This is a genomic window from Martinezella rhizogenes (genome assembly GCF_027460065.1).
GTDB lineage: Bacteria > Pseudomonadota > Alphaproteobacteria > Rhizobiales > Rhizobiaceae > Agrobacterium > Agrobacterium rhizogenes_C.
Genome location: NZ_JAPYZZ010000001.1, coordinates 811,656 through 836,910 on the forward strand (window position 1 = coordinate 811,656; position 25,255 = coordinate 836,910).

The following is a 25,255-nucleotide window of genomic DNA, read 5'->3' on the forward strand; positions in this document are numbered from 1 at the left end:
CACGATTGGTTGGTGCGCCCGCAAACCGATAGAACGGCAGTCCGATGAAATTTCTCGATGAAGCAAAAGTCTATATCAAGTCCGGTGATGGCGGCGCGGGCGCCGTGTCGTTCCGGCGTGAAAAATTCATCGAGTTCGGCGGCCCTGACGGTGGCGACGGCGGACGCGGCGGCGATGTCTGGGTCGAAGTGGTCAATGGTCTCAACACGCTAATCGACTTCCGTTTCCAGCAACATTTCAAGGCCTCGATCGGACAGCACGGCATGGGCAAGACCCGCACCGGTGCCAAGGGCTCGGACGTGGTGCTGAAAGTGCCTGTCGGCACCCAGATTTTCGAAGAAGACAACGAAACGCTGATCATAGACCTCACCAAGGAAGGTCAGCGTTTTCGTCTTGCCGCCGGCGGCAATGGCGGTTTCGGCAATGCCTACTTCAAGTCGTCTACCAATCAGGCGCCCACCCACGCCAATCCGGGTCTGGCTGGCGAAGAAAAGACGATCTGGCTGCGGCTCAAGCTGATTGCCGATGCCGGTCTCGTCGGTCTGCCGAATGCGGGTAAATCAACATTTCTTGCGACGGTGACGCGCGCGCGGCCGAAGATCGCCAATTATCCCTTTACCACCCTTCATCCCAACCTCGGCGTTGCGACCATCGACGGCCGTGAATTCGTGCTGGCCGACATTCCCGGTCTTATCGAAGGCGCGCATGAGGGTGTCGGCATCGGCGACCGCTTCCTCGGCCACGTGGAGCGCACGCGTGTGCTGCTGCACCTCGTCTCCGCCCAGGAAGAAAAAGTCGGCAAGGCCTATAAGACCGTCAAGGCCGAGCTGGATGCCTATGGTGGTGGGTTGACCGACAAGCCGGAAATCGTGGCGCTGTCACAGATCGACGTGCTGGACGAGAAAGAACTGAAGAAAAAAGCCAAGGAACTGGAAAAGGCCTGCGGCCGTCCTCCGCTCCTGCTATCCGCTGCCGCCCATATCGGCATGACGGAAGCACTGCGCGCCCTTCGTGACATCATCGTTTCGGCAAGCAATGGCGGCGATACCGCCCTTCCAGATCGGTCGATGCCGCATGAGAGCGAGGTCGAGGAAGAGGACGACCGCCTATGAGCCTGACGCGCAAGCCGCTGGCGAGCCACCACCGGATCGTCATCAAGATCGGTTCGGCGCTTCTGGTGGACCGGAAAAGCGGCCTGAAGAAAGACTGGCTAGATGCCATCTGCGAGGATATCGCGGCGCTCAAGAAAAACGGCGCGGATGTCCAGGTCGTGTCTTCGGGCGCCATTGCGCTTGGCCGCACCGTGCTCGGCCTGCCTTCCGGCGCCTTGAAGCTGGAGGAAAGCCAGGCGGCGGCGGCTGTCGGCCAGATCGCGCTGGCGCGGGCCTGGTCGGAAAGCCTGTCGCGGCATGAGATCGTTGCCGGTCAGATTCTGCTGACGCTCTCCGATACTGAAGAGCGCCGCCGTTATCTCAATGCGCGCGCCACCATCAATCAGCTTCTGAAGATCGGCGCCATTCCGATCATCAATGAAAACGACACGGTCGCGACCACCGAAATCCGTTATGGCGACAATGACCGTCTGGCAGCGCGCGTGGCCACCATGACGGGTGCCGATCTCCTGGTACTATTGTCGGATATTGATGGGCTTTATACCGCCCCGCCGCACCTCGATCCGGATGCGAAATTTCTCGAGACGATTGCCGATATCACACCAGAGATCGAAGCCATGGCGGGTGGCGCAGCCTCCGAGCTTTCGCGCGGCGGCATGCGCACCAAGATCGATGCGGGTAAGATCGCGACCGCTGCCGGATGCGGCATGATCATCGCTTCGGGCAAGACGCTCAATCCGCTGAAGGCCATCGAAAACGGCGCGCGCTCCTCATGGTTCGCGCCATCGGGAACGCCGGTGACGGCGCGCAAGACCTGGATTGCCGGGCAATTGCAACCGGCCGGTGAAATCCATGTGGATGCCGGGGCCGAAAAGGCGCTTTATGCCGGTAAAAGCCTGCTTCCTGCCGGCGTGCGGCAGGTGAAGGGTAATTTCGGACGCGGCGATGCTGTTGCCATTATCGGTTCGGAAGGCCGTGAGGTCGCGCGTGGTCTTGCGGGTTACGACGCCGAAGAGGCGCGTCTCATCATCGGCCACAAGTCCAATGAGATCGAGGCGATCCTGGGTTATGTCGGACGGGCGGCGATGATCCATCGCGACGATCTTGTCATGACCGGTGCTGCCGTCAAAGTTAAGAATGCAAAGAAGGATGAGGTCCATGCCTGAACAGGCCGTGAAGCAGAGCCATGATATCGATGCGCTGATGATGACCATCGGCGCTCAGGCGAAAGCTGCTTCGCGACCGTTGTCCATCGCCGGCACGGACCAGAAGAACCGTGCGCTGCTTGCCATGGCCTCTGCCATCGAGGCTTCGAAGGAGGTGATCCTTGCCGCCAACCGCAAGGATCTGGCGGCTGCGGAAAGCGCGGGCCTTGCCGCTTCGTTCGTCGACAGGCTGACGCTTAACGATGCGCGCATCGCCGGCATTGCCGAAGGCATCCGCTCGGTTGCCGCGCTGCCCGATCCGGTCGGTGAAGTCATCGCGGCGTGGGATCGGCCCAATGGGCTGAAAATCGAGCGTGTCCGCACGCCGCTCGGTGTTATCGGCGTGATCTACGAAAGCCGCCCGAATGTGACGGCGGATGCCGGCGCACTGTGCCTCAAGGCCGGCAATGCCGTGATCCTGCGCGGCGGTTCGGATTCACAACATTCATCGCGTGCTATCCATGCCTGCCTCGTGGAGGGTCTGAAGATCGCCGGTCTTCCGGAGCATGCCATTCAACTCGTGCCGGTAACCGACCGCGCGGCTGTCGGTGCGCTTCTCAGCGGCTTGAACGGCACGGTTGACGTGATCGTGCCGCGGGGCGGCAAGAGCCTAGTGGCGCGGGTCCAGTCGGAAGCCCGTGTGCCAGTCTTTGCGCATCTGGAAGGTATCTGCCATATCTATGTCGACAAATCCGCCGATCTCGACATGGCAAAGCGCATCGTCGTGAATGCAAAGATGCGCCGCACCGGCGTTTGCGGGGCGGCCGAAACCTTGCTAGTGGATATCGCTGCCGTTTCCACGCATCTGGAGCCAGTCGTCAAAACCCTGCTTGACGCGGGTTGTGAAGTACGCGGTTCGCAGGCGGTTCTTAATGTGGTTGAGGGGCTGAAGGCCGCTACGGAGGAGGACTGGCGCACCGAATATCTCGATGCGATCATTTCGGTGGCCGTGGTGGATGGCATTTCCGGTGCGATCGATCATATCGGCACCTATTCGTCCAACCACACAGAGGCGGTGATCGCCGAGGACCCATCCGTGGTCGAGCGATTCTTCAACGAACTGGATTCAGCCATTCTGCTGCACAATGCCTCGACACAATTTGCCGACGGCGGCGAATTCGGCATGGGTGCGGAAATCGGCATCGCCACCGGCAAGATGCATGCGCGCGGCCCTGTTGGCGTCGAGCAGCTCACTTCGTTCAAATACCGTGTGCATGGCACCGGCCAGACACGGACGTGATATTTGCCGGCCGATAAGCGCCTCGACAGACGTTATCTCACCATGCCGCATGTGGAGCGCGGCATGGTCGTCGGGCTTTTCGGCGGCTCCTTCAATCCACCGCATGCAGGTCATGCGCTCGTCGCTGAAATCGCTCTGCGCAGGCTGGGTCTCGACCAGCTCTGGTGGATGGTCACGCCGGGCAACCCGTTGAAAAGCCGCTCCGAACTGGCGTCCCTTGAGGACCGCATTGCCGCTTGCGAAAAGCTTGTCCATGATCCCCGCATCAAGGTGACGGCTTTCGAAAAATCGCTGGGCATAAGCTATACGGCCAATACGCTCGCCAAGGTGAAGGCAAAAAATCCGCATGTGCGCTTCATCTGGATCATGGGGGCGGACAATCTGAAGAGTTTTCACCACTGGCAGAAATGGCGCACCATCGCGGAGACTTTCCCGATTGCGGTGATCGACCGGCCGGGCTCGACGCTCTCCTATCTTTCCTCCACCATGGCGCAGGCCTTCAGCCAGGCGCGGATCGATGAGGACGATGCCGGTGTCTTGTGGAAAAAACCAGCGCCCGCATGGGTTTTCATCCACGGACCGCGTTCGACGCTCAGCTCCACGGCGCTGCGTAACGGCCGGAAATAACACGGTCGATCACAAATGATGTATGGGGTAGCCGTCGAAGGCTCCATATCTTGAAAAGTTAATACTTTGATGCCACCTTCATAGGGTAACGCAGAGAATCGCGTTGCTCAGTATCTGTTTTGTCATTCTTGGAAAGGGAAAACCTCTGACAACAGTACACACCAAGGGAAAAGCATTTGTTGCTATCCCGAAGGGTCAGGACAGTGGCGACGATGCCGCCGATCATGCCCTCGAAACCGTCCTCGCGAGCCTCGAGGACTCCAAGGCTGAAGATATCGTATCTCTCGACATTGCCGGAAAATCGGCGCTTGCGGACTACATGGTTGTGGTCTCCGGGCGGTCGAACAGGCATGTCTCGGCGATCTGCGAGCATCTCCTGAAAGATATGAAGGATGAAGGGTTCGGAAACGCCCGCATCGAAGGCCTAGAGGCCGGAGACTGGGTGGTTATCGATGCCGGCGATATCATCGTTCATGTGTTCCGTCCGGAAATCCGCGTCTTCTACAACATTGAAAAAATGTGGGCGACGCCGGAAATGCCGGAAGAAACGCTGCATTGATGCGGTGAGCCTTTGAGCGAGTGCATCGTGTTTGCCGAAGATCGTGACTGACTTCGGAAACGGTGTCTCTGGCCGGAAATCAGACCTGCCGCATAGGAATCCGCAGGTTATGCTGTTAAAGCGGGACCTTGTTGGGTCACGACGAATGCAGGTTTGCGATGCGGATTTCAATTTTTGCGGTGGGACGGCTGAAATCCGGCCCTGAAAAGGATCTTGCGGCCCGTTATATCGAGCGTCTGGCCAAGACCGGCCCGGCGATCGGGCTGGAGTTTTCCCGGGTGATCGAGGTGGGCGAAAGCCGTGCTTCCAATGCCGAGACCCGCAAGCGCGAAGAAGCGGCGATGCTGGAAAAACATCTGGCTGACAGCGCAGTCCTCGTCTTGCTGGACGAGCGCGGAAAAGCCCTTGATAGTCCTGCCTTCGCTTCGTTTTTTGGCGATCTGCGCGATAGCGGCAAGCGTGACCTCGTGATCGCCATAGGCGGTGCAGATGGGCTCGATCCCGCGCTTTACGACAAGGCGACGGCCGTTCTCAATCTCGGCAAGCTGACATGGCCGCATCAGATCGTTCGTATCCTGATTGCCGAACAGCTTTACCGTGCCGTTACAATCCTTTCCGGCCATCCCTATCACCGTGTTTGAACGGGTTTCGGTTCCAGTAATCGTCTCAATTTCAACATGAAACTCCGCGACATCGATGGATGTCGAACGGCTTTGAGGCCGACCTCTTTCAGGCCTCTTGGAAGATGGCGGCAAAATCCCTAATATCGGCGCTTCCGCTTCGGCAGCAAAGAAAGTTCAAATGGACACCAGGCCTCAACGAAAACGGCACGCTGCCCTTGCGGGCGCGGTTATTGCTGCTTTCGTCATGGGCGTTGGTCCGACCTATTCGCGGGATGATGCGGGCGCTCTCCCTGTGACAGGCGATGATTCATCGCCGGCTGCGCTGCAGACGCTGGAGAAGCGCCGTGACCAGAACCGGCAGGATCTCGAGGAACTGGTCGACAGCATCGGCCTGTCGGAAGACAAGACAAGGACGCTCGAGGAAAGCATCGCTTCCCTCAATCAGGACAGCGCGCGCATCCGCGAAGAACTGATCGCATCGGCTGCCCGGCGCAAGGCGCTGGAAACCAAGATCAGTGACGGCGAAGATCGTCTGGCCAAGCTCTCGGTGCGTGAAGACGACGTCAAGGCATCGCTACGGGAAAGACGCGGCGTGCTGGCGGAGGTTCTGGCCGCGCTGCAGCGTATGGGCCGAAACCCGCCCCCTGCCCTTCTTGTTTCGCCGGAAGATGCGTTGGCTTCGGTGCGCAGCGCCATCCTTCTCGGCGCAGTCGTGCCCGGCATTCGCGGTGAAACCGACAAGCTGGTCGCCGCTCTCAAAGAATTGACCGATGTCAGGCAGGCAATCGCTCGCGAAAAGGATGATCTTACGGGTATGATGACGGCAAGTCTGGAGGAGGAAAAACGCCTCGACCTGCTGATTGCCGAAAACGACCGCAAGAACACCCAGACGGCGGCGGAGCTGGAGGTGGAACGCAAGCGATCTGAAGAGCTTGCGAGCAAGGCGACGAGCCTTGAGGGGCTGGTCAGCTCGCTTGAAGGCGAGATTACCTCGGTGCGTGAGGCGATGGAAAAGGCGCGGGCGGAAGAGCAGCGCCTGGCCCGTCTTTCGGAAGCGGAACGCGAGAAGGAGCGCGCCGCGGCCGAGGCCGGAATGCCCGATAAAAACCGCATTGCGCCCGCATATCCCTTCGCGAGTTTGAAGGGAAAGCTGGAGCTGCCGGTTGCCGGCGAGGTGTTGCGGCGCTTCGGCGATGCGGATGGTACGGGTCACTTTTCCAAGGGAATTGTTGTGGCGAGCGGACCGGAAGCCATCGTGACAGCGCCTGCGGATGGCTTCGTGGTGTTTGCCGGAGATTTTCGCAGTTACGGCCGGATGATCATCCTCAATACGGGTAATGGATATCATGTGGTGATGACGGGCATGGACAATGTGAGGACACGACAGGGCATGTTTGTGTTCTCCGGAGAGCCCATCGCCTCCATGGGTGCAAAAAGAGTAGCGAGTGCAGCAGCATTGGCGCTGGAAACCGACCGGCCAACGCTCTACATTGAGTTCAGGAAAGATGGTGTGCCGGTTGATTCCCAACCATGGTGGACCGCAAAAAATACCGGAAGGGCGCACAATGATTCGTAAGGTTTCGCTTCTCCTTATCGGTGGGCTTATGGGCGCCACGGCGATGAGTGTGATTTATTCGGCGAGCATGCCGGCACAGGCGGCCGGGCCTTCGACCTATAAAGAACTGTCGATTTTTGGCGACGTGTTCGAACGCGTGCGCGCACAATATGTGACGCCGCCCGATGACGAGAAGCTGGTTGAAAATGCCATCAACGGCATGCTCAGCTCGCTCGATCCGCATTCCAGCTTCATGAATGCCAAAGATGCCAACGATATGCGCACCCAGACCAAGGGTGAGTTCGGTGGTCTCGGCATCGAAGTGACCATGGAGAACGAGCTGGTCAAGGTCATCTCGCCGATGGACGACACACCGGCTTCGCGTGCAGGCATTCTCGCCGGTGATTATATTTCGGAAATCGACGGCACGCCGGTTCGTGGCCTGAAGCTGGAACAGGCCGTCGAAAAGATGCGTGGCGCGGTCAAGACGCCGATCAAGCTGACGGTGATCCGCAAGGGTGCCGACAAGCCGCTCGAATTCACCGTCGTGCGTGACGTGATTGCCGTGCGGGCCGTCAAGTCCCGCGTCGAAGGCGACAATGTCGGTTATCTGCGCGTCATCTCCTTCACCGAGAAGACCTATGACGATCTCGAAAAGGCGATCAAGAAGATCAAGGCGGACGTGCCGGCCGACAAGCTGAAGGGCTATGTTCTCGACCTGCGCCTCAACCCGGGCGGCCTGCTCGATCAAGCGATCAATGTCTCCGATGCGTTCCTTGAGCGCGGCGAAGTCGTTTCGACCCGTGGCCGTAATCCCGATGAGACGCGTCGCTTCAATGCGACGGCTGGCGATCTGACCGATGGCAAGCCGGTGATCGTGCTCGTCAACGGTGGTTCGGCTTCGGCTTCGGAAATCGTCGCGGGCGCGTTGCAGGATCTGCGTCGTGCGACCGTGGTCGGCACGCGCTCCTTCGGCAAGGGTTCGGTCCAGACGATCATTCCGCTCGGTGAAGCGGGCGCGCTGCGCCTGACCACGGCGCTTTATTACACGCCGTCGGGCAAATCGATCCAGGGCACGGGCATTACGCCTGACATCAAGGTTGAACAGCCTTTGCCGCCGGAATTGCAAGGTCGCGTCACCACCGAAGGCGAATCCAGCCTGACCGGCCATATCAAGGGCCAGAGCGAAACGGACGAAGGTTCGGGTTCCTCCGCCTACGTGCCGCCGGAAGCAAAGGACGACATCCAGCTTAACTACGCGCTGGACCTGTTGCGCGGCGTCAAGACGGATCCGTCTTTCCCGCCGAACCCGGACAAGGCTGTGGTCAACAAGCAGTAAGATGATGCGCCGGTTCGCCGGCGCATTGTCTCTATTGCCTAACCATTTGGACGGATCGTTCATTGTCTTCGGACCTGCGAAAACCGCTTCTGGGTCGTCAGAAAAAAAGCGTCGGCATCAACCGGCGCTTTTCCGTCATTATGCTTCTGTCGGTGCTTGCCGTTCTGTCGATCGGTGGCTTGTCCATCTATACGGCGCTGTCGCCCGGTAATCTGCAGAAAACAGCGGCGGGACAGGATGGACAGCCGAAGCTTGCCGAAAAGACGGCTGAAAAGGCACCGGCCGATGTGCCTGCTGCGGGTGACACCGCCGGGCTGCAGCCGCAAAGCGGTCGCTCCGGCGCCAATATCAATCGGGCGACCCTGCCTGATGGCAATGTCGTGTCGGTTTATTCTCCCCGACCCCGTGACAATGACGGCCCGGTGCTGATGAGTGGCCAGACCTACGGTCAGGATCCGCGCATGGCGACGCGGCCCAATGAGGAGTTGCTGGAGGAAACCGCCTTCGGTCAATTGCCCGTTGTCGGCACGGATGGCCTGCGGCCGATGGAGCAATATGCGCGGCCATGGTCCGGCGCACGCGGCACCCGTGTAGCAATTGTGGTCGGCGGCCTAGGTCTCAGCCAGGCGGGTTCACAAAAGGCGATCCGGGAGCTGCCGCCGGAGGTAACACTCGGTTTTGCCGCCAGCGGCAACAGCCTGCAGCGCTGGATGCAGGACGCGCGCCGGCAAGGGCATGAGATTCTTCTGCAGATACCGCTGGAACCTTTCGGTTATCCCGGCACCAATCCCGGTCCAGACACGCTACTGGCGGGCGACCCCGCCAAGGTCAATATTGACCGGCTGCATCGCTCCATGGCGAAAATCACCAATTATACCGGTATCATGAATTATCTCGGTGGGCGTTTCCTGGCCGAGCAGTCCGCGCTGGAGCCGGTCATGCGCGATATCGGCAAACGTGGACTGCTGTTTCTGGATGATGGCTCCTCGGCGCAGTCGCTGAGCGGTGGGATTGCGAAAGCCATTTCCGCACCGCAGGGTTTCGCGGATGTTCTGCTCGACGGAGAGGTGACCGAAGATTCCATTCTGCGCAAGCTGGACGATCTGGAGCGTATTGCGCGCCGCAACGGCCAGGCGATCGGCGTGGCCTCGGCATTCGATGAAAGCATTGCGGCGATCTCGAAATGGTCACGCGAGGCCGGCGGGCGCGGCATCGAGATTGTCGGCGTTTCTGCGCTTGTTTCCGGGCAGGCGGGGCAGTAAACCTTGCCTACGCCCATTTCCGGCGCTTAGACAATGCGGGTTTCCCATGACAATCAAAGCAGAAGATTTGCCTTACCGTCCCTGTGCGGGAATAATGGTTCTGAACGCTCAGGGCCTCGTCTGGGCCGGCCGGCGCATCAAGGAGGGCAACTCCGAATATGATGGCTCACCGCAATTGTGGCAGATGCCGCAGGGCGGCATCGATGATGGCGAACGGCCTCTGACGGCTGCCATTCGTGAACTCTACGAAGAGACGGGTATGAAGACAGTGACCCTGCTTGCGGAGGCGAGCGACTGGATTCACTATGATCTGCCGCACGAACTGATTGGTATAGGCCTCAAGGGCAAATATCGCGGCCAGGCGCAACGCTGGTTCGCGTTCCGCTTCGAGGGGGACGAGCGCGAGATCCAGATCGATCCGCCGCCTACCGGGCATTCGGCCGAATTCGACGCCTGGGACTGGAAGCCGATGGAAAGTCTTCCGGAACTGATCGTGCCCTTCAAGCGCGCGGTCTATGAACAGGTCGTGGCGGAGTTCCAGCACCTTTCCGGCAAATAAAAAAGGCGGCCAAGGCCGCCTTTTCCGTTCTGTCAACCAGTGCTTATTCCGCTTCGTTGGCGGAATCGGCGTTGAGCTGGCCGTATTTTTCCGCGCCGATCTTGCCGAGAAGTTCGAGCTGGGTTTCGAGGAAGTCGATATGGCCTTCCTCGTCGATCAGCAGGGCTTCGAACAGCTTCATGGAGACGTAGTCTCCAGCCTCGGAACAGATATCACGCGATTTCTTGTAGGAAGTCCGTGCGTCGTATTCACCAGCGAGGTCGGCTTCCAGCACTTCCTTGACGTTCTGGCCGATGCGCAGCGGGGCCAGAGTCTGGAGGTTGGGATGACCTTCCAGGAAGATGATACGATCGATGATCTTGTCGGCGTGCTGCATCTCTTCGATGGATTCTGCACGCTCCTTCTTTGCGAGCTTGGTGAAACCCCAATCGTTCAGAAGCCGGTAGTGAAGCCAATACTGGTTTACTGCACCGAGTTCTAGAAAAAGGGCTTCGTTAAGCCGCTCGATGACTTTTTTGTCGCCTTTCAATGTCCGCTCTCCTGTTCTCTTCATGGAATCGCTTCAGGCGGGACATAAAATCAAAAACATCGGCCTCCGTCGAGTGGCGACGGGCGTGATATTCTTCCGTGGTCTTGATGATCAGGTCGACAACGGTCGGAAAACAGCCGCAGCAGCGACCGCGTTTTTCCATGGCGTGATACACTTTTGCAGGAACGATAAGCTGCCAACAGTCCTCATCGAGGAGTTCGTTGATGACGTCCCGGATATCGTGATCGGTAATGTAATTGCAGCTGCAAACCAGCATGATGGACTGCCTGTATGACGCAACACGTTGTTTTCATTCTTAAACCAAAACAGGACAGCAAATGTCAAGAAAAACCTCTGATAGCATGGGGATCGGTTTTCTAGATTCATTCTAAACTATACGAAAACTGTCGTATTTTCATTGGTTTAGCAGTTGGTGTATTGCGGTATTTTGCATTCAAGTTTTTGTGCGCGGCAAATTATCCAGTGCAATTATCACGAAAAGTTTACTGCATCCGTCGGCCGAAAGTGAGGATGGCCTGTCTCAGGCGAAATATTGCCCGCCATTGGCCGTCATCGTGGAGCCGGTGATGAAACCCGCCTCGTCCGACACCAGAAACAGGACACAGCGCGCGATTTCCTCCGGCTCGCCCAGCCGTCCGACGGGAATTTGCGGCACGATCCGTTCCGCCAGAACCTTTTCCGGTATCGCCCGCACCATCTCCGTGCCGATATAGCCGGGGCAGATGGCATTGACGGTGATGTTGCGGCTGGCGCCTTCCTGGGCAAGCGCCTTGGTGAAGCCGATATCACCCGCTTTCGAGGCGGAATAATTGACCTGTCCCGCCTGTCCCTTCTGGCCGTTGATGGAAGAGATGTTGACGATCCGGCCGAAGCCGCGCTCGCGCATGCCCGGCCAGACGGGGTGCGTCATGTTAAAGACGCCGGTGAGGTTGGTGTCGATCACCTCTCGCCATTGCTGCGGCGACATTTTGTGGAACATGGCGTCGCGGGTGATGCCCGCATTGTTGACGAGCACTTCGACCGGTCCGAGGGTTTCTTCCACCTTCGTTATGCCATTGACGCAGGCGTCGTAATCGCGAACATCCCACTGAAATGCGGGAATGCCGGTTTCGTTCTGGAATGCTTCCGCCCTGTCGGTCGTGAAGGCGTAGTTGACGGCCACGCGGTAGCCGGCTGACTGCAGGGCGCGGGCGATTGCAGCACCTATGCCGCTCGTCCCGCCGGAAATCAAAGCAACCCGGCTCATATCGGCCTCCATGACCTGTCAATGAAGCGCCTCGATATGCGAGTGCTCCTAACTATTGCGGAACTTGTTCGTCGTGCTCAACGGCCATAGAAATGCGGCCAATGGGAGGCCGCTTCTACCCTATTGTCTGCCGAACCGGAATTGCTTTTTGGTAAGCCGTAAGCGGGTTTTCAGAGCGCCTCGATGCACATGGCGACACCCATGCCGCCGCCGATGCAGAGCGTTGCGAGACCCTTCGACACGTTGCGGCGACGCATTTCGAAAATCAGCGTATTCAGGACGCGTGCGCCGGAAGCGCCGATCGGATGGCCGATGGCAATCGCCCCGCCATTGACGTTGACGATAGCAGGATCGAGGCCCAGTTCGCGCACGACCGCACAGGACTGGGCGGCAAAAGCCTCGTTGGCCTCGACAAGGCCAATATCGTTTATCGACCAGCCGGCCTTGGCCAGCGCCTTGCGGGAGGCGGGGATGGGACCGGTGCCCATGATCTGCGGATCAACACCGGCCGTTGCCCAGGAGGCGATACGCGCCAGCGGCTTGATGCCGCGCTTTGCCGCTTGCTGTTCCGACATCAGAAGCGTGGCGGCTGCGCCGTCATTCAGGCCGGAGGCGTTACCGGCCGTGACCGTGCCTTCCTTGTCGAAGGCGGGACGCAGCTTGGCCATGGTTTCGATCGATGCGCCATGACGGATATGTTCGTCCGCATCGATGACGATATCGGCCTTGCGGCCCTTTACCGTGAAAGCCACGATCTCGTCAGTGAAGCGACCGGCGTTCTGCGCGGCTTCGGCCTTGTTCTGCGATGCTACTGCGAACTGGTCCTGCTCATCGCGGGAAAGCTGCCATTGGCGAGCGATGTTTTCGGCAGTGATGCCCATCGGGTATCCGTAAAAGGCGTCGGTCAGACCGTCCTTCATCATGGTATCGATCATCTTTAAGTCGCCCATCTTCACGCCGCCGCGCAGATGGGCGCAATGGGGCGCCATGGACATGGATTCCTGGCCGCCGGCAATGATGATGGCCGCATCCCCCGTCACGATCTGCTGCATGCCCAGCGCCACGGCGCGCAGGCCCGAACCGCAGAGCTGATTGATGCCGAAGGCGGTTGCCTCCTGCGGAATGCCGGCCTTCATCGCTGCCTGCCGCGCCGGGTTCTGCCCCTCGCCTGCCGTGAGCACCTGGCCGAGAATGACCTCATCCACTTCATTGGCCGCGACGCCGGCACGTTCCAGCACCGCACTAATGACGGTGGCACCAAGTTCGTGGGCGGGCGTGTTGGCGAAGTGGCCGTTGAAAGAGCCGACGGCGGTGCGCGCGGCGCTGGCAATCACGATTGAAGGCAGGGTCATTTCTCATCTCCTCACATGCGGGCGGAGACTGGCAAAGCTTTTAATACAAGTCAAATGGCGAAAGTTGCTTTAAAAGATGTTGCTAAATCATGCCGGAATCTTGCGGAAAATTGCTGCGCAAAAAACAAACTGTTGCGATGCACAAAACATTTGTCAGACGGCTCATTTTGCGCATACACTTCGCGCCGGGAAGAGCAAGAAAAGCAAAAAACAAGAAAATACCATCATCGCGAGGAGGCGGGCATGGCGAAACACGACGGCGAAACAATCATTAAAAAATATGCCAACCGGCGGCTCTACAATACCGGCACGAGCACCTATGTGACGCTCGATGACCTCGCGCAGATGGTCAAGCGCGGCGAGGACTTCAAGGTTCAGGACGCCAAGTCGTCTGAGGATATCACCCACGCGGTGCTGACGCAGATCATCGTCGAACAGGAGGCAAAAACCGGCAATACGCTGCTGCCGACGGCGTTTCTGCGGCAATTGATCTCCTATTACGGCGACCAGATGCAGATGGTCGTGCCGACATTTCTCGAACATTCGATGAAGACCTTCTCCGATCAGCAGAGCCAGATGCAGGAGCATATGGCCAAAGCTTTTGGCGACGGTTCGCTTGCCCGCAATTTTCAGGCGCCGCTGCAGATGATGGAAGAGCAGATTCGCCGCAACACGGAACTCTTCCGGCAGGCGATGCAGGGTTTCACGCCTTTCGCAATGCCGCAGGCGCCGAAGGAAACCCGCAAGCCGAATGCGTCTGAAATCGATGAGCTGAAGGCGCAGCTGCGCGCATTGCAGCAAAAACTCGATCAGCTCTGATCCTGTTATGTGCGGGCCGATGCCGGGTTTGATCAACCGCATCGGCTGCTGCGTCGAACTTTCAGCCTGCCGCTCTTTCCGGAACGCGCAACAGCAGCAGGAAACCCGCCCCCAGGAATACGATGAGCGTGGCCATGCCGATATGGGCGGAACCGCTTATGTAGGTTGCTATGGAAAATGACAGCGTCGCCATGAAACTCGTGGCGCGTCCGGAAAGTGCATAGATGCCGAAATAACGGCCCGCTTCCGCCACGGTGATATTGCGGGCGAGATAAGAGCGCGACGAGGCTTGAACCGGCCCGAAAGCGAGGCCGATCAGCACACCATAGAGCAGATAGGCCTTTTCCGCGCCTGTCGCGAAGATGCCGCCATTATCCGTGGTCGATAATTGCACCCAGCCGAACAGGGTGGAGCCCTTTTCCGTCGAGACGATGCCGATTGTGGCCAGCAGCAGCAGCGCCAGACTGATGAGGATAGTGATGCGCGAGCCGAGTTTCTGATCGAGCCGTCCGGCAGCAAAGCAGCCTGCGATGGCGACGACATTGAGGAGGATGCCGAAGAGACCGATTTCCATCGTCGCCCAGCCGAACATGCCGGCGGCGAAGGCACCGCCCAGAATGAGAACGCCATTGACGCCATCCTGATAGAGCATGCGCGCAATCAGAAACCGCAACAGCACGGGGCGGTAGCGAAGTTCGCGGAGCGTAATCTTCAGTTCACCAAGTCCAGCGCGGATTGCTGCTGCAAAGGGCAGACCCTTTTCGGCATCCGGGGTCAACAGGAACATCGGCAGAATGAAGACGAGATACCAGGCGGCAGCAAGCGGTCCGGTTATTCTGGCGTCCTCGCCAGTGGCCGGGTCGAGGCCGAACAGCGGTTTGATACCGGCAATCGTCAGCCCCGTCTGAGGGTTGGCGGCGAGAAGCGTCACCACCGCAATCAGCACCACCATGCCACCGAGATAACCGAGCCCCCAGGCGAGATTGGAGATGCGTCCGACGTTTTGCGGATTGGTCAGCCGCGGCATCATGGAATCGTTGAAGACAATCGAAAATTCCGCCGCGATGGAAGCGAGGATCATGCAGATGATCGGCAGGATGATCGGCGAGCCGGGCGCCGCAAACCAGAGGAAAAACAGGCTGACGATCTTGATGACGGCAAAAAAGGCGATCCACGGTTTGCGGGCGCCGGATTGATCGGCGATGGAGCCGAGGATGGGGGAGAAGAGGGCGATGATGATCGAGGAGACCGTCGCCATGTTGCTCCATGTCGCCTGCGCCGAAATCGGATCCTCGGTGAGGCGGGCGACGAAATAGGGGCCAAAAATGAAGGTGGTGACAACAGTGAAGAAGGGCTGCGCCGCCCAGTCGAACATGACCCAACCCCAGATGCCGCGTTTGGCAACCACTGTTTCCGCGTTCTGGGAGGGGACAGTCATTCATCGTCCTATCGGATTATCGGGAAGGATAGAGTGCGGGATGCCGGCCATCCGCTTCGTTTGTCGCCACCCGGGCCGGTGACCCGGATGGCATTTTTCGGATGGTCGCTCAGCGTGCCTGAACGATATCGGAAAGCAGCCCGGCTGCCACGGTCAGGCGGGCGAGGTTGGTGTCGCCGCTTTCGCTGAGAGCGCCCAGTTCGGAGACGATACGGTTGACGCGCACGCGGTCGGCCGCATACCAGGCCTGAACCGGGTCTTTTTCCTTCGCATAGTCGGTCAGCGCCGAGATGACGATGCGGCGTCTCGATGAGGAAATCTGGTCCTGACTGCGCAGTAGAGCCAGACTCTCATAGTGATCCGCCGGCGTGATGCGCTGGCTGGCATCCAGCAGACGCGCAACACGGAAGGTCGAGGACACGGTGGCGTAACTTTCCGCGGCGCGGGCAAGCGTTGTGCCGGCACTTTCTGCAATGCGCATGATTTCAGGCACGTAGACCAGCAAGGAAAGCGTATCCAGCTCTTCCAGAAGGCCGGAGGGAACGCCATCGATTTCGGTCACGCCGAGCTCGCGGCTATATTTCGCCGCTGCCGGCGATAGCGTCTTGATCGCGGTCTTCAGACGCTCGATCTCGGTCGCCATGTCGCCTGCCGACGCACCTGCGCTGCCGGTTTGCAGGTAAAGCCTGCTCGCATCGGAAAAGATGCGGGTGATGGTGGCATAAAGTCCATTCTGGACCTCACCACCGATCTTGCCGTCAAGCGCATCGATCTCGCTCCACAGACGTTTGAGGCCGAAACCATCTTCAACGATCACCGCCGCCTTGACGACATCGGCGGCAAGCAGACCACTTGCATCGCCAAGTTTCTGCACGAAGCCGGGACCGCCGCGATTGACCACCGCATTGGCAAGCGCGGTCGCGACGATTTCGCGGTGCAGGCGATGCGCCTTGATATCGTCAGCATAGTTCTTCTGCATCTTGGCCGGGAAATAGTCGAGCAGCAGATGCTGGAGATAGGGTTCATCCGGAAGCGGGCTCGCCACCAGCGCATCGAACAGGGTGAGCTTGGCATAGGAGAGAAGCACACCGATTTCCGGCCGGGTTAAAGGCTTACCAGAGGCGTATCTTTCACTGAACTCGGCATTGTTTGGCAGGGTTTCCACCTTGCGATTCAACTGTCCTGTTGCCTCCAGCGCCCCCATCAGGCGGCCGAGCTCCTCGCGGTTCGCAAGCCCCAGCCGCTCCGTCAGCGAGATCGCCAGCGATTGCAGGTAGTTGTTGCGCAGCACCAGCTGCGCCACATCAGGCGTCATGGAAGCGAGAAGCTGATTGCGTTTCGGCATCGTCAGGCGGCCGCTGTTGACGGCGGAAGCAAGCGCGATCTTGATATTGACCTCGACGTCGGAGGAGTTGACGCCTGCCGAATTGTCGATGGCGTCGGAGTTGCAACGCCCGCCCGCAAGCGCATAGGCGATGCGGCCCTTCTGGGTGATGCCGAGATTGGCGCCTTCGCCAATTACCTTGGCGCATAGCTCCGTGGCATTGACGCGGATCGGGTCGTTTGCCCTGTCACCCACCTCGGCATTGGTTTCCACCGCCGCCTTGATGTAGGTGCCGATGCCGCCGAACCAGAGGAGATCGGTCGGCGCCTTTAGAATGGCGGTCATGATCTCGAAGGGTGTGGCGACAGACTTGTCGAGGCCGATGGCAGCCACGGCTTCCGGCGTCAGCGTCACCGATTTTTCGGAACGCGATATGATCATCGCGCCGGCCGAAAGGGTCGAGCGGTCATAGTCCTGCCAGCTGGAGCGCGGCAGTTCGAAAAGCCGCTTGCGCTCAGTAAAGGATCTGTCGGTATCCGGGTCCGGATCGATGAAGATATCGCGGTGATCGAAGGCCGCGATCAGCCTGATCTTTTCCGACAGCAGCATGCCGTTGCCGAAAACGTCACCGGACATGTCGCCCACGCCGGCCACGGTGAATGGCGTGGTCTGGATATCGGTATCCATTTCACGGAAATGGCGTTTTACCGTTTCCCATGCGCCGCGGGCGGTGATGCCCATCTTCTTGTGGTCATAACCGGCGGAACCACCCGATGCGAAGGCATCGTCCAGCCAGAAACCGGCTTCATGGGCAAGACCGTTCGCCGTATCGGAGAAGGTGGCCGTTCCCTTGTCGGCGGCAACGACGAAATAGGGGTCGTCGCCATCCAGCCGCAACGTATCGGCCGGCGGCACTATGGCGTCGTCGACGATATTGTCTGTGATCGAGAGCAGGGTGCGGATATAGGTCTTGTAGGCTTCCCGGCCCGCATTAAAGACCTCGTCGCGGGAGCCACCGACGGGCAGGCTCTTCGGGAAGAAACCGCCCTTGGCACCGACAGGCACGATGACCGCGTTCTTGACCTGCTGCGCCTTGACAAGGCCGAGCACTTCGGTGCGGTAATCCTGGCCGCGATCCGACCAGCGCAGACCGCCGCGCGCCACCTTACCGAAGCGCAGATGCACGCCTTCGACCTCGGTGCCGTAAACGAAGATTTCGCGGAAGGGGCGGGGGTCGGGCAGGCCATCCAAGTGTTTCGGATCGAACTTGAATGCCAGGAGATCACGCGGGGTGCCGTCGGCATTCTTCTGGAAGTAGTTGGTGCGAAGCGTCGCATCGATGGCGTTGACATAACGTCGGAGCGTCCGGTCCTCATCGAGATTGGGAACGCCGCTCAGCGCCGCTTCGATCGCCTTGTGAATCTCCGCGAGTTTCTTCACCCGCTTCTTTTCTTCGACGGACGGATCGAAACCAGCCTTGAACAGTGCGAAAATATTCCTGGAAATATCAGGATATTTATAGAGCGTTTCGGAAATATGCTCCTGCGAATAGACAATGCCGGTCTGGCGCAGATAACGGGCATAGGCACGCAGCACGGAGACTTCGCGCACATTCAGGCCGCAGGCGAGGATCAGGCGGTTGAAGTTGTCATTGTCCACCTTGCCGGAGAAGGCGGCAAGGAAGGCCTCCTCGAGTTTCGGTCCGTAATGCGGCAGATCGAGCGTCGTGCCGGCTGCGACTGAGAGTTCCATGTCATGCAGCACGATGTCGCGCTTTTCGCCTTCCGAAACGACACCGATATCGAAGGTCCGTTCGCTGATGACGTTGAAGCCCAGATTTTCGAGCAGAGGCACACGGCGTGAAAGCGGCAGGTGGCCGTCGCGGTGGAAAATCTTCAGCGACAGCGTGTCGGCCGACTGGCCTTCCTGCTGATAAAACTCAATGCGGACCGGATCACCATTGGCGGCCGCCAGAATGTCCGGCATGTCGCCGATCGCTTCTTCGGGTGTAAAGGCTTCCTGATAGGCCTGATCGACGTCCAGCACGGGTGCACCGGGCTCCGACAGGGTGACGAAGTGGTCTATCCAGCGCGCCGCAATATCACTGACAGCATCTTCAAGCTTGTCCTGGGCGATGCGCGGCGTCTTGCCTTCCGTGCGGCCGACGATGAAGTGCACGCGGGCGACCGCCCCTTCGGGGAAGGCGGGATAATAAGCGGAAATATGCCCGTCATAGACCCGGCTCAGATAATCGCCGATCTTCTCACGCACATAGGAGTTATATTCCTCGCGCGGCACGAAGATGATGGCGGAGACGAAGCGGTCGAAACGGTCGATACGCGCGAGCACCCGCACGCGCGGACGGTCGCTCAGTTCCATGATCTGTTCGATGAAGCGGATCAGAAGGTCGGTCTCGATCTGGAAGAGATCGTCACGCGGATAGGCTTCCAGCGTGTTTTGCAGGATGCGGCCGGAATGGCTGTTGGGATCGAAGCCGAAATGGCGCTCGACATCCGCGACCTTGGCGCGCAGCAGCGGTATCTGCTTGACCGAGTGCGTATAGGCAGTGGCGGTGAAAAGGCCGACGATGCGCAATTCGCCGACGACGTTGCCGTCCTCGTCAAAACGCTTGATGCCGATATAGTCCATATAGGCGCGGCGGTGCACGATGGATTTCACATTCGCCTTGGTGACGATGAGGAAATCCGGGCCGTCGAGGAAGGCAAGGATTTCTGGCGTCGTCGTCACCGCATTCTTGCCGAGACGCAGCACGCGCACATCCGGATCGCTGAGGCTGCCGAGGCCAACGCCGTCGCCGCGTTCGATCTTGGCGTTCTTTCCCTTGCCGGAATAGGTGTAGTCACGCATGCCGAGGAAGGTGAAATTGTCGTTGCGAAGCCAGTTGAGGAATTCGACGGCTTCCGTGCGTTCGGTCTTGCGCCGCGACGAGCCGCGCTTCGACAATTCATCCAGCGCTTCATCGAGCTTTGTCAGCATCGGCCGCCAGTCGCGATAGGCGGATTGCACCTGCGTCAGCACGAAGCGCAGCCGTTCTTCCAGCACTGAGGCTGCCTGCTGTGTCAGCGGCGCGATATGCAACTGGATAAGGCTGATATTTTCGGCTGGATCGTCCTCCGGCTCAGCAAGGCGGTAACCGGCCTGCGCATCGTCATCGCGAACGAGGATGGGGTGCACGGCGAGGTAAAGGCCGCGATAGCTGCTGGTGACTTCGCCCATCACGGAATCGTAAAGGAAGGGCATGTTGCGGCCGATAATCGTCAGAACCGTGACCGGAATATCCCGCGGCGAAACGCCTTCCACTGTGGTGATGCTGATGTGGGGTGTCTCTCCGGTCCAGTGCGAAAGGGCCTCGAAGCTGTGCGCTGCGCTGGCTGCCAGCATCTCTGCGGAATAATATTCTATATCGTCGGCACTTGCCCTTCCATAAAGAATACCGGGATCAAGAAATTGGACATTTTCGGCAATTGCCTGCTGACGCGCTTTTTCGATCTGTTTTTCGCGTTTTGGATTGTTTCTGTAGCCCATTTGACGTGGATTCCTCCAAAAATCACACTTTAATATAAAAAAGCACCGCCAATTTACGGATTTTGCCTTTTCAGTCGAATCGGATATTGGCGTGGAATTACGAAGAGTTTAAGAGGCTTTCGTGTTTCTTCAGTCGGTAAGTGAAATTTTTTTGCTTCTTTTGCCATGAGGGTCTGTCGCGAAGCATTTGACAGTATTTTAGCGGCTAAATTTTAGGCGGTTCTAGAGCTGCCATGTGATGTTGCGGCCACGGTCGAAGCAAATTATTGATTTGCGCCTATTTTTGTGGTACACCAACGACACTGATCCACAGCGTGGCATTTGTGTGCCCAAAAACACCACGAAAGCAACACCTCTTTTGCACGCGGTTTCCGTGACATATCGAGCGTTTACGTTATCGAACCCCGTAAGACGGGTAGGTGTGTTTTTGCGTGCACGGCTGGACCAGTGCGGAGTCACCTGACGGTTCCCCCGTCTCATCAGGGCCTGACCGACCCAACCCCGGCATCCCCGGGTATGTAACAGGGAGTTTTTAGAACGAATGACGACCCAGCAGAAGAAATCTCCAGCACATCACGGCTTTAAAACCGGTGAAGCGATTGTGTATCCCGCTCATGGTGTCGGTACCATTTCTGCCATCGAGGAACAAGAAGTCGCCGGCATGAAGCTTGAGCTTTTTGTCATTGATTTCGAAAAAGACAAGATGCGTCTTAAAGTTCCCGTCGCCAAAGCCGTCAGCATCGGCATGCGCAAGCTTTCCGAAGGCGATTTTGTCGAGCGGGCGCTGAAAGTGGTGCAGGGCAAGGCGCGTGTGAAGCGGACCATGTGGTCGCGCCGCGCGCAGGAATATGATGCGAAGATCAATTCCGGCGATCTCATCGCGATTGCGGAAGTCGTACGCGATCTCTATCGTGCGGAAAACCAGCCGGAGCAGTCCTATTCCGAGCGTCAGCTTTACGAAGCTGCTCTCGACCGCATGGCGCGCGAAATCGCCGCCGTCAACAAGATGTCCGAAACCGAGGCTGTCCGCCTGGTGGAAGTCAACCTTGCCAAGGGCCCCAAGCGTGGCAAGACTGTTGAAGAGGACGATTCTCAGGACGAAGCCGCTTAATCACGGCTTTTTCCTTCTAAAAAAACCCGCCTTGATGGCGGGTTTTTTGTTGTTTGCCTGGCTGTATGTCCATCACAGGATACGGATTTTCGTACCCTTGCGCATATGGGGCAGGATGCGCCTGATGTCGCGAGGGTGGAGGGCAACGCAGCCTGCGGTCGGCTCGTATCCCGGCCGGATCATGTGCATGAAGATCGCCGAGCCGCGGTTGCGGCTTCTTGAGGTGATGTTCCAGTTCAGCACGAGACAGACATCGTAGAGGCTGTCCTTACGCATCATTTCTTCATGGCTTGGTGTGAAGGGTGCTTTGACCAGCCTGTTGTAATTGGGATTGCGAGGCTCGTCGCACCACAGCATGGACTTTAACGTCCGTTGCATTGGCAACGCCGTTGCTGTCGCGGAAATGCGATCACCGCGATAAAATCCATGCAGCAGGCGGGTAACGGAAATCGGTGATTTTCCGTCTCCCTCCCGTTTCAGCACGGTGCGACCGTTACGCCCGATGGCGGCGGGAAAGGTGAGATGCCCAAGTTGCACGATCGCCCGGCTGATTTTCATGGGAGCCGGCCGAACCATGAGCGTCGATACGCGTTTACGTTGTTCTGGGGGACGTTTGCTCATGTTTTTCACGAGATTTTGCTTTGCAGGTTATTTAACGTGAAGTCATAGCACTTCATCATATGATGGCAATGGGTTGACCTTTTACCGGCAAATCGCTGAATTGGCTGACGATTAAAGTAAGAAAGGCTGAGAATCCGAATGACGGCTCGCACTATCCTTCTGGTGGACGATGACGACGATCTTCGGGAGACGCTGACCGAGCAATTGTCTCCTTATGAGGAATTCTCGCTGTTGAGCGGCGCAAACGCCGCGCAGGCGATGCAGACTGCCAAAACCGCCCAGGTCGATCTTCTGATCATGGATGTAGGCCTTCCTGATATGGACGGCCGCGAAGCGGTGAAGCTGTTGCGCAAGGGCGGCTTCAAGGCACCGATCATCATGCTCACCGGGCACGACACCGATTCCGATACGATCCTCGGGCTGGAGGCCGGCGCAAACGACTACGTGACGAAGCCGTTCCGCTTTGCCGTGCTTCTTGCGCGCATCCGGGCGCAACTGCGCCAGTATGAACAGAGCGAGGACGCGGTTTTCACCGTCGGTCCCTACCAGTTTAAGCCCAGCCAGAAGCTGCTGACCACCGAAGACGGCAAGAAAATCCGTCTGACGGAAAAGGAAGCGGCGATCATCCGTTATCTCTACCGCGCAGGCAGCGCGGTGGTGACGCGCGATGTTCTGCTGGAAGAGGTCTGGGGTTACAATTCCGGCGTCACCACGCACACGCTCGAAACGCATGTCTATCGTCTGCGCCAGAAGATCGAACGGGATCCCTCCAACGCCGAAATCCTGGTGACCGAGAACGGTGGTTACAAGATCGTTCCCTGAGCCACGTTTTTGATTATGTCATATTTGATAGCTCACGCCGCGCGTCGACAAAGATGCGCGGCGTTCTAACATCTTGTATTTTGAGGGCCGATATTGGAAAACCGCTATAGTGATGCAGGCGGCTTTCCGGAGTAGTGATCGACATGGCCTTGACGGACGATATTATTCTGCTGGGGCAAGTGCCGTTATTTGCGGGATTCAGCGACGATCAGTTGCGGCTTATCGCCTTCGGTGCGGAACGCCGCCGTGTATCGGCCGGGCAGACATTGTTCCGGGAACATTCGCCGGCTGAATGCGCCTTTGCCGTGACATCGGGGCATTTCGAACTGTTCACCGCCGGGCGGGATGGAAAACCCCTGTTGCAGGCGACGCCCGGCAAGGGTGCGCTGCTTTCGGAGCTCGCGCTTTTTACCCTCTGCGAAAGGAAGTTCACCGCCATTGCAGTGGAAGATTCCGAAGTCATCCGGATCACGCGCATCCTCTTTCACCGGCTGGTGGAGGAGTTTCCGGAGGTTGCCGATATCGTGTCGGCGCGTATTCGCGACAATATTGCGGCGCTGGCGGCGGGTGCGGCCCGTTTGCAGAATCGCTTCGTCTGACGTCAGTTCCGTTATTCAGAAGCGGAAATGAGCCGTGACGGGGACGTGGTCCGATGGCCGGTTCCAGCCGCGGGCTTCACGCAATATCTCGATCTTTTCAAGCGAGGAACCGAGATCCTGTGAGGACCAGATATGGTCAAGACGGCGGCCGCGATTAGCCGCTTCCCAATCTTTGGCGCGATAGCTCCACCACGTATAGATCTTTTCCGTCTCCGGCACGTTCAGGCGCATCAGATCGAGCCAGTTGCCCTTCTTCATAATATCAAGCATGCCTTCGGTTTCGACGGGCGTATGGCTGACGATCTTCAAAAGCTGCTTGTGCGACCAGACGTCATTTTCGAGCGGTGCGATGTTGAGATCGCCAACGAGAATGGATGAGGTGCCGGGCATGCCATCGGCGCGTAGTGCCTTCATTTCCTCGATGAAATCGAGCTTATGGCCGAATTTCGGATTGATCGACCGATCCGGCTCGTCGCCGCCGGCTGGAACATAGAAATTATGCAGCCGCACGCGGCGCGATCCGACCTGGAAAATCGCGGAAATATGCCGCGCATCGCCGATGCCGCAATAATCCTGCCTGTGGTCTTCGGTCAGCGGGATTTTCGAAGCGATCGCCACACCATGATAGCCTTTCTGGCCATGGATGATGACGTGCTCGTAACCGAGCGCTTTTAGCGGTTTCATCGGAAACTCGCCATTCGGGCATTTCGTTTCCTGCAGGCAGAGAATGTCGGGTTTGTAACGCACCAGAAACTGCTCGACGATCGGCATTCTGAGCCTGACCGAGTTGATGTTCCAGGTGGTTATCGAAAACGACATGCATGGGCTCCGCTTCTATCGCCTCGAAGCAGAGCTGCGAGGTATGGTTCCGGGGCGCAGGCTTATAACATCGCGACGAAAACGGGAATGTATTTTAGCGGCAAAATAAAAAAGGCGACCTGAGGGCCGCCTTTCGAAGAGCTTGTATTGGCAAACAGCGTCAGCCGCGCTTGCGCACTTCCTCATAATTGATGTTAAAGACCCGCTCATCGAGGTTCACGCCGGTCTGGACGTTGAAGATCATGACTGTCGTGTCCTTGTTCTGGGCGTCGGTCGTCGTCCATTGCCTCAGATCGAAGGTTTTCGGATCGAACATCAGGGTGATGGTCGAATCGCCGAACACGCTCTTGTCGCCCAGCACAATTGTGGTCAGGTCGGATTCTTCCTTCACATCCCGGACCTTCTGGTTGCCGAGATCGATCTTGTCAGAGAGAAGCAGGCTGAGCGGGGTTTTCGACAGCGGATAAAGATCCCATGTCTTCAGCTTCATGTTGCCGATGACGACATTCTTGCCATCGGAGATGACGCGCATGGGCGAGGGGTCTTCATAATTGAAGCGAAGCTTGCCGGGCCGTTCGATGTAGAACTTGCCGCCGGTCTGTTCGCCGCGCGGGCCGAACTGCACGAATTCGCCCATCATGGTTTTGACCGAAGAGAAGTGATTGGCGATTTTCTGCGCCGTCCCGCTATTGCCGGCTGCCTGGGCAAATGCGTTGAACGGCGACAGGCCGGCGATGGCTGCAGCCATGGAAAATGCCGTCAGCACCCCACGCCGCGTCACGCCATTTTGCGCGGTACTTGCATTGGCCGTTTCGCCGGTGGTAAGGTCGTTCATTCTGTTCTCCTTCATCGCAGCGATTGTCCGCATAAAACGCGGCGGCTTCATGACGTGAAAGCGTGTAATAACGCTTCGTGGCCCCGCTTGGT

At 58.3% G+C, this 25,255-nt stretch carries 23 protein-coding genes; 14 read left to right on the forward strand and 9 right to left on the reverse strand.

The features are described 5' to 3' along the window. Nucleotides 1-44 precede the first annotated feature (44 nt). From obgE to O8B93_RS03985, 10 genes are all read left to right on the forward strand, one after another. Nucleotides 45-1,112 carry a GTPase ObgE gene (gene obgE, locus O8B93_RS03940; RefSeq protein WP_269708475.1) on the forward strand — a complete coding sequence of 356 codons (1,068 nt, stop codon included), beginning with the start codon at nt 45-47 and terminating at the stop codon, nt 1,110-1,112. Continuing rightward, on the forward strand, nt 1,109-2,278 hold the full coding sequence (gene proB / locus O8B93_RS03945; protein WP_269708476.1) for a glutamate 5-kinase: 1,170 nt from the start codon (nt 1,109-1,111) through the stop codon (nt 2,276-2,278). Before obgE ends, proB begins: the two co-directional genes overlap by 4 nt. Further along, nucleotides 2,271-3,557 carry a glutamate-5-semialdehyde dehydrogenase gene (locus O8B93_RS03950; protein ID WP_269708477.1) on the forward strand — a complete coding sequence of 429 codons (1,287 nt, stop codon included), beginning with the start codon at nt 2,271-2,273 and terminating at the stop codon, nt 3,555-3,557. Before proB ends, O8B93_RS03950 begins: the two co-directional genes overlap by 8 nt. Nucleotides 3,558-3,599: 42 nt before the next feature. Further along, nucleotides 3,600-4,184 (forward strand): nicotinate-nucleotide adenylyltransferase, encoded by a 585-nt coding sequence (locus O8B93_RS03955; RefSeq protein WP_077987177.1) that lies wholly within the window; start codon nt 3,600-3,602, stop codon nt 4,182-4,184. A gap of 112 nt (nt 4,185-4,296) precedes the next feature. After that, entirely contained in the window at nt 4,297-4,743 is a 447-nt protein-coding gene (rsfS, locus tag O8B93_RS03960; RefSeq protein ID WP_169539101.1) for a ribosome silencing factor, read from the forward strand. Nucleotides 4,744-4,901: 158 nt separating this feature from the next. After that, nucleotides 4,902-5,384 (forward strand): 23S rRNA (pseudouridine(1915)-N(3))-methyltransferase RlmH, encoded by a 483-nt coding sequence (gene rlmH / locus O8B93_RS03965; RefSeq protein ID WP_269708478.1) that lies wholly within the window; start codon nt 4,902-4,904, stop codon nt 5,382-5,384. A gap of 160 nt (nt 5,385-5,544) precedes the next feature. Beyond that, nucleotides 5,545-6,942: a murein hydrolase activator EnvC family protein gene (locus O8B93_RS03970; RefSeq protein ID WP_269708479.1), complete on the forward strand. Its 1,398-nt coding sequence runs from the start codon at nt 5,545-5,547 to the stop codon at nt 6,940-6,942. After that, complete coding sequence (locus tag O8B93_RS03975) at nt 6,932-8,260, forward strand: S41 family peptidase (protein ID WP_269708480.1); 1,329 nt, start codon at nt 6,932-6,934, stop codon at nt 8,258-8,260. The genes O8B93_RS03970 and O8B93_RS03975 overlap by 11 nt, the downstream gene beginning before the upstream one ends. Before the next feature lie 62 nt (nt 8,261-8,322). Further along, nucleotides 8,323-9,522, forward strand: coding sequence for a divergent polysaccharide deacetylase family protein (locus tag O8B93_RS03980; RefSeq protein WP_269708481.1), 1,200 nt, complete (start codon nt 8,323-8,325; stop codon nt 9,520-9,522). Nucleotides 9,523-9,568: 46 nt separating this feature from the next. After that, nucleotides 9,569-10,081 carry an RNA pyrophosphohydrolase gene (locus O8B93_RS03985; RefSeq protein ID WP_269708482.1) on the forward strand — a complete coding sequence of 171 codons (513 nt, stop codon included), beginning with the start codon at nt 9,569-9,571 and terminating at the stop codon, nt 10,079-10,081. 43 nt (nt 10,082-10,124) lie between these two features. Here O8B93_RS03985 and bfr read toward each other — a convergent pair whose 3' ends face one another. The 4 genes from bfr to O8B93_RS04005 form a co-directional block, all read right to left on the reverse strand. Continuing rightward, nucleotides 10,125-10,610, reverse strand: a complete 486-nt coding sequence (gene bfr, locus O8B93_RS03990; RefSeq protein WP_143242109.1) for a bacterioferritin — start codon at nt 10,608-10,610, stop codon at nt 10,125-10,127. Continuing rightward, complete coding sequence (locus tag O8B93_RS03995) at nt 10,576-10,887, reverse strand: (2Fe-2S)-binding protein (RefSeq protein ID WP_080600126.1); 312 nt, start codon at nt 10,885-10,887, stop codon at nt 10,576-10,578. Before O8B93_RS03995 ends, bfr begins: the two co-directional genes overlap by 35 nt. 264 nt (nt 10,888-11,151) lie before the next feature. Further along, entirely contained in the window at nt 11,152-11,877 is a 726-nt protein-coding gene (phbB, locus tag O8B93_RS04000) for an acetoacetyl-CoA reductase (RefSeq protein WP_269708483.1), read from the reverse strand. Between the two features lie 170 nt (nt 11,878-12,047). Then, the gene (locus O8B93_RS04005) at nt 12,048-13,229 is read right to left on the reverse strand and encodes an acetyl-CoA C-acetyltransferase (RefSeq protein WP_269708484.1); all 1,182 of its coding nucleotides are present in this window, start codon (nt 13,227-13,229) and stop codon (nt 12,048-12,050) included. Between the two features lie 243 nt (nt 13,230-13,472). Here O8B93_RS04005 and phaR point away from each other — a divergent pair, with 243 nt between their 5' ends. Further along, nucleotides 13,473-14,048 carry a polyhydroxyalkanoate synthesis repressor PhaR gene (gene phaR, locus O8B93_RS04010; protein ID WP_003520279.1) on the forward strand — a complete coding sequence of 192 codons (576 nt, stop codon included), beginning with the start codon at nt 13,473-13,475 and terminating at the stop codon, nt 14,046-14,048. Between the two features lie 61 nt (nt 14,049-14,109). Here the strand turns inward: phaR and O8B93_RS04015 are convergent, their stop codons facing one another. Both O8B93_RS04015 and O8B93_RS04020 read right to left on the reverse strand, forming a co-directional pair. Continuing rightward, the gene (locus O8B93_RS04015) at nt 14,110-15,486 is read right to left on the reverse strand and encodes an MFS transporter (RefSeq protein WP_269708486.1); all 1,377 of its coding nucleotides are present in this window, start codon (nt 15,484-15,486) and stop codon (nt 14,110-14,112) included. Between the two features lie 109 nt (nt 15,487-15,595). Further along, nucleotides 15,596-20,356 carry an NAD-glutamate dehydrogenase gene (locus O8B93_RS04020; RefSeq protein WP_269708487.1) on the reverse strand — a complete coding sequence of 1,587 codons (4,761 nt, stop codon included), beginning with the start codon at nt 20,354-20,356 and terminating at the stop codon, nt 15,596-15,598. 541 nt (nt 20,357-20,897) lie between these two features. Here O8B93_RS04020 and O8B93_RS04025 point away from each other — a divergent pair. Continuing rightward, nucleotides 20,898-21,467 carry a CarD family transcriptional regulator gene (locus tag O8B93_RS04025; protein ID WP_003505223.1) on the forward strand — a complete coding sequence of 190 codons (570 nt, stop codon included), beginning with the start codon at nt 20,898-20,900 and terminating at the stop codon, nt 21,465-21,467. Between the two features lie 72 nt (nt 21,468-21,539). Here the strand turns inward: O8B93_RS04025 and O8B93_RS04030 are convergent, their stop codons facing one another. Then, nucleotides 21,540-22,043 (reverse strand): L,D-transpeptidase family protein, encoded by a 504-nt coding sequence (locus O8B93_RS04030; RefSeq protein WP_269708653.1) that lies wholly within the window; start codon nt 22,041-22,043, stop codon nt 21,540-21,542. A 183-nt stretch (nt 22,044-22,226) separates the two neighbouring features. Between O8B93_RS04030 and O8B93_RS04035 the strand changes: the two genes are divergently transcribed. Continuing rightward, on the forward strand, nt 22,227-22,910 hold the full coding sequence (locus tag O8B93_RS04035; RefSeq protein ID WP_003492637.1) for a response regulator transcription factor: 684 nt from the start codon (nt 22,227-22,229) through the stop codon (nt 22,908-22,910). 143 nt (nt 22,911-23,053) lie between these two features. Next, nucleotides 23,054-23,509, forward strand: coding sequence for a cyclic nucleotide-binding domain-containing protein (locus tag O8B93_RS04040; RefSeq protein WP_006310945.1), 456 nt, complete (start codon nt 23,054-23,056; stop codon nt 23,507-23,509). 15 nt (nt 23,510-23,524) lie between these two features. Here O8B93_RS04040 and O8B93_RS04045 read toward each other — a convergent pair whose 3' ends face one another. Together O8B93_RS04045 and O8B93_RS04050 are read right to left on the reverse strand one after the other, a co-directional pair. Then, nucleotides 23,525-24,328 carry an exodeoxyribonuclease III gene (locus O8B93_RS04045; RefSeq protein ID WP_269708488.1) on the reverse strand — a complete coding sequence of 268 codons (804 nt, stop codon included), beginning with the start codon at nt 24,326-24,328 and terminating at the stop codon, nt 23,525-23,527. 160 nt (nt 24,329-24,488) lie between these two features. Continuing rightward, nucleotides 24,489-25,214, reverse strand: a complete 726-nt coding sequence (locus O8B93_RS04050; RefSeq protein ID WP_269708489.1) for an outer membrane lipoprotein carrier protein LolA — start codon at nt 25,212-25,214, stop codon at nt 24,489-24,491. Between the last annotated feature and the right edge of the window lie 41 nt (nt 25,215-25,255).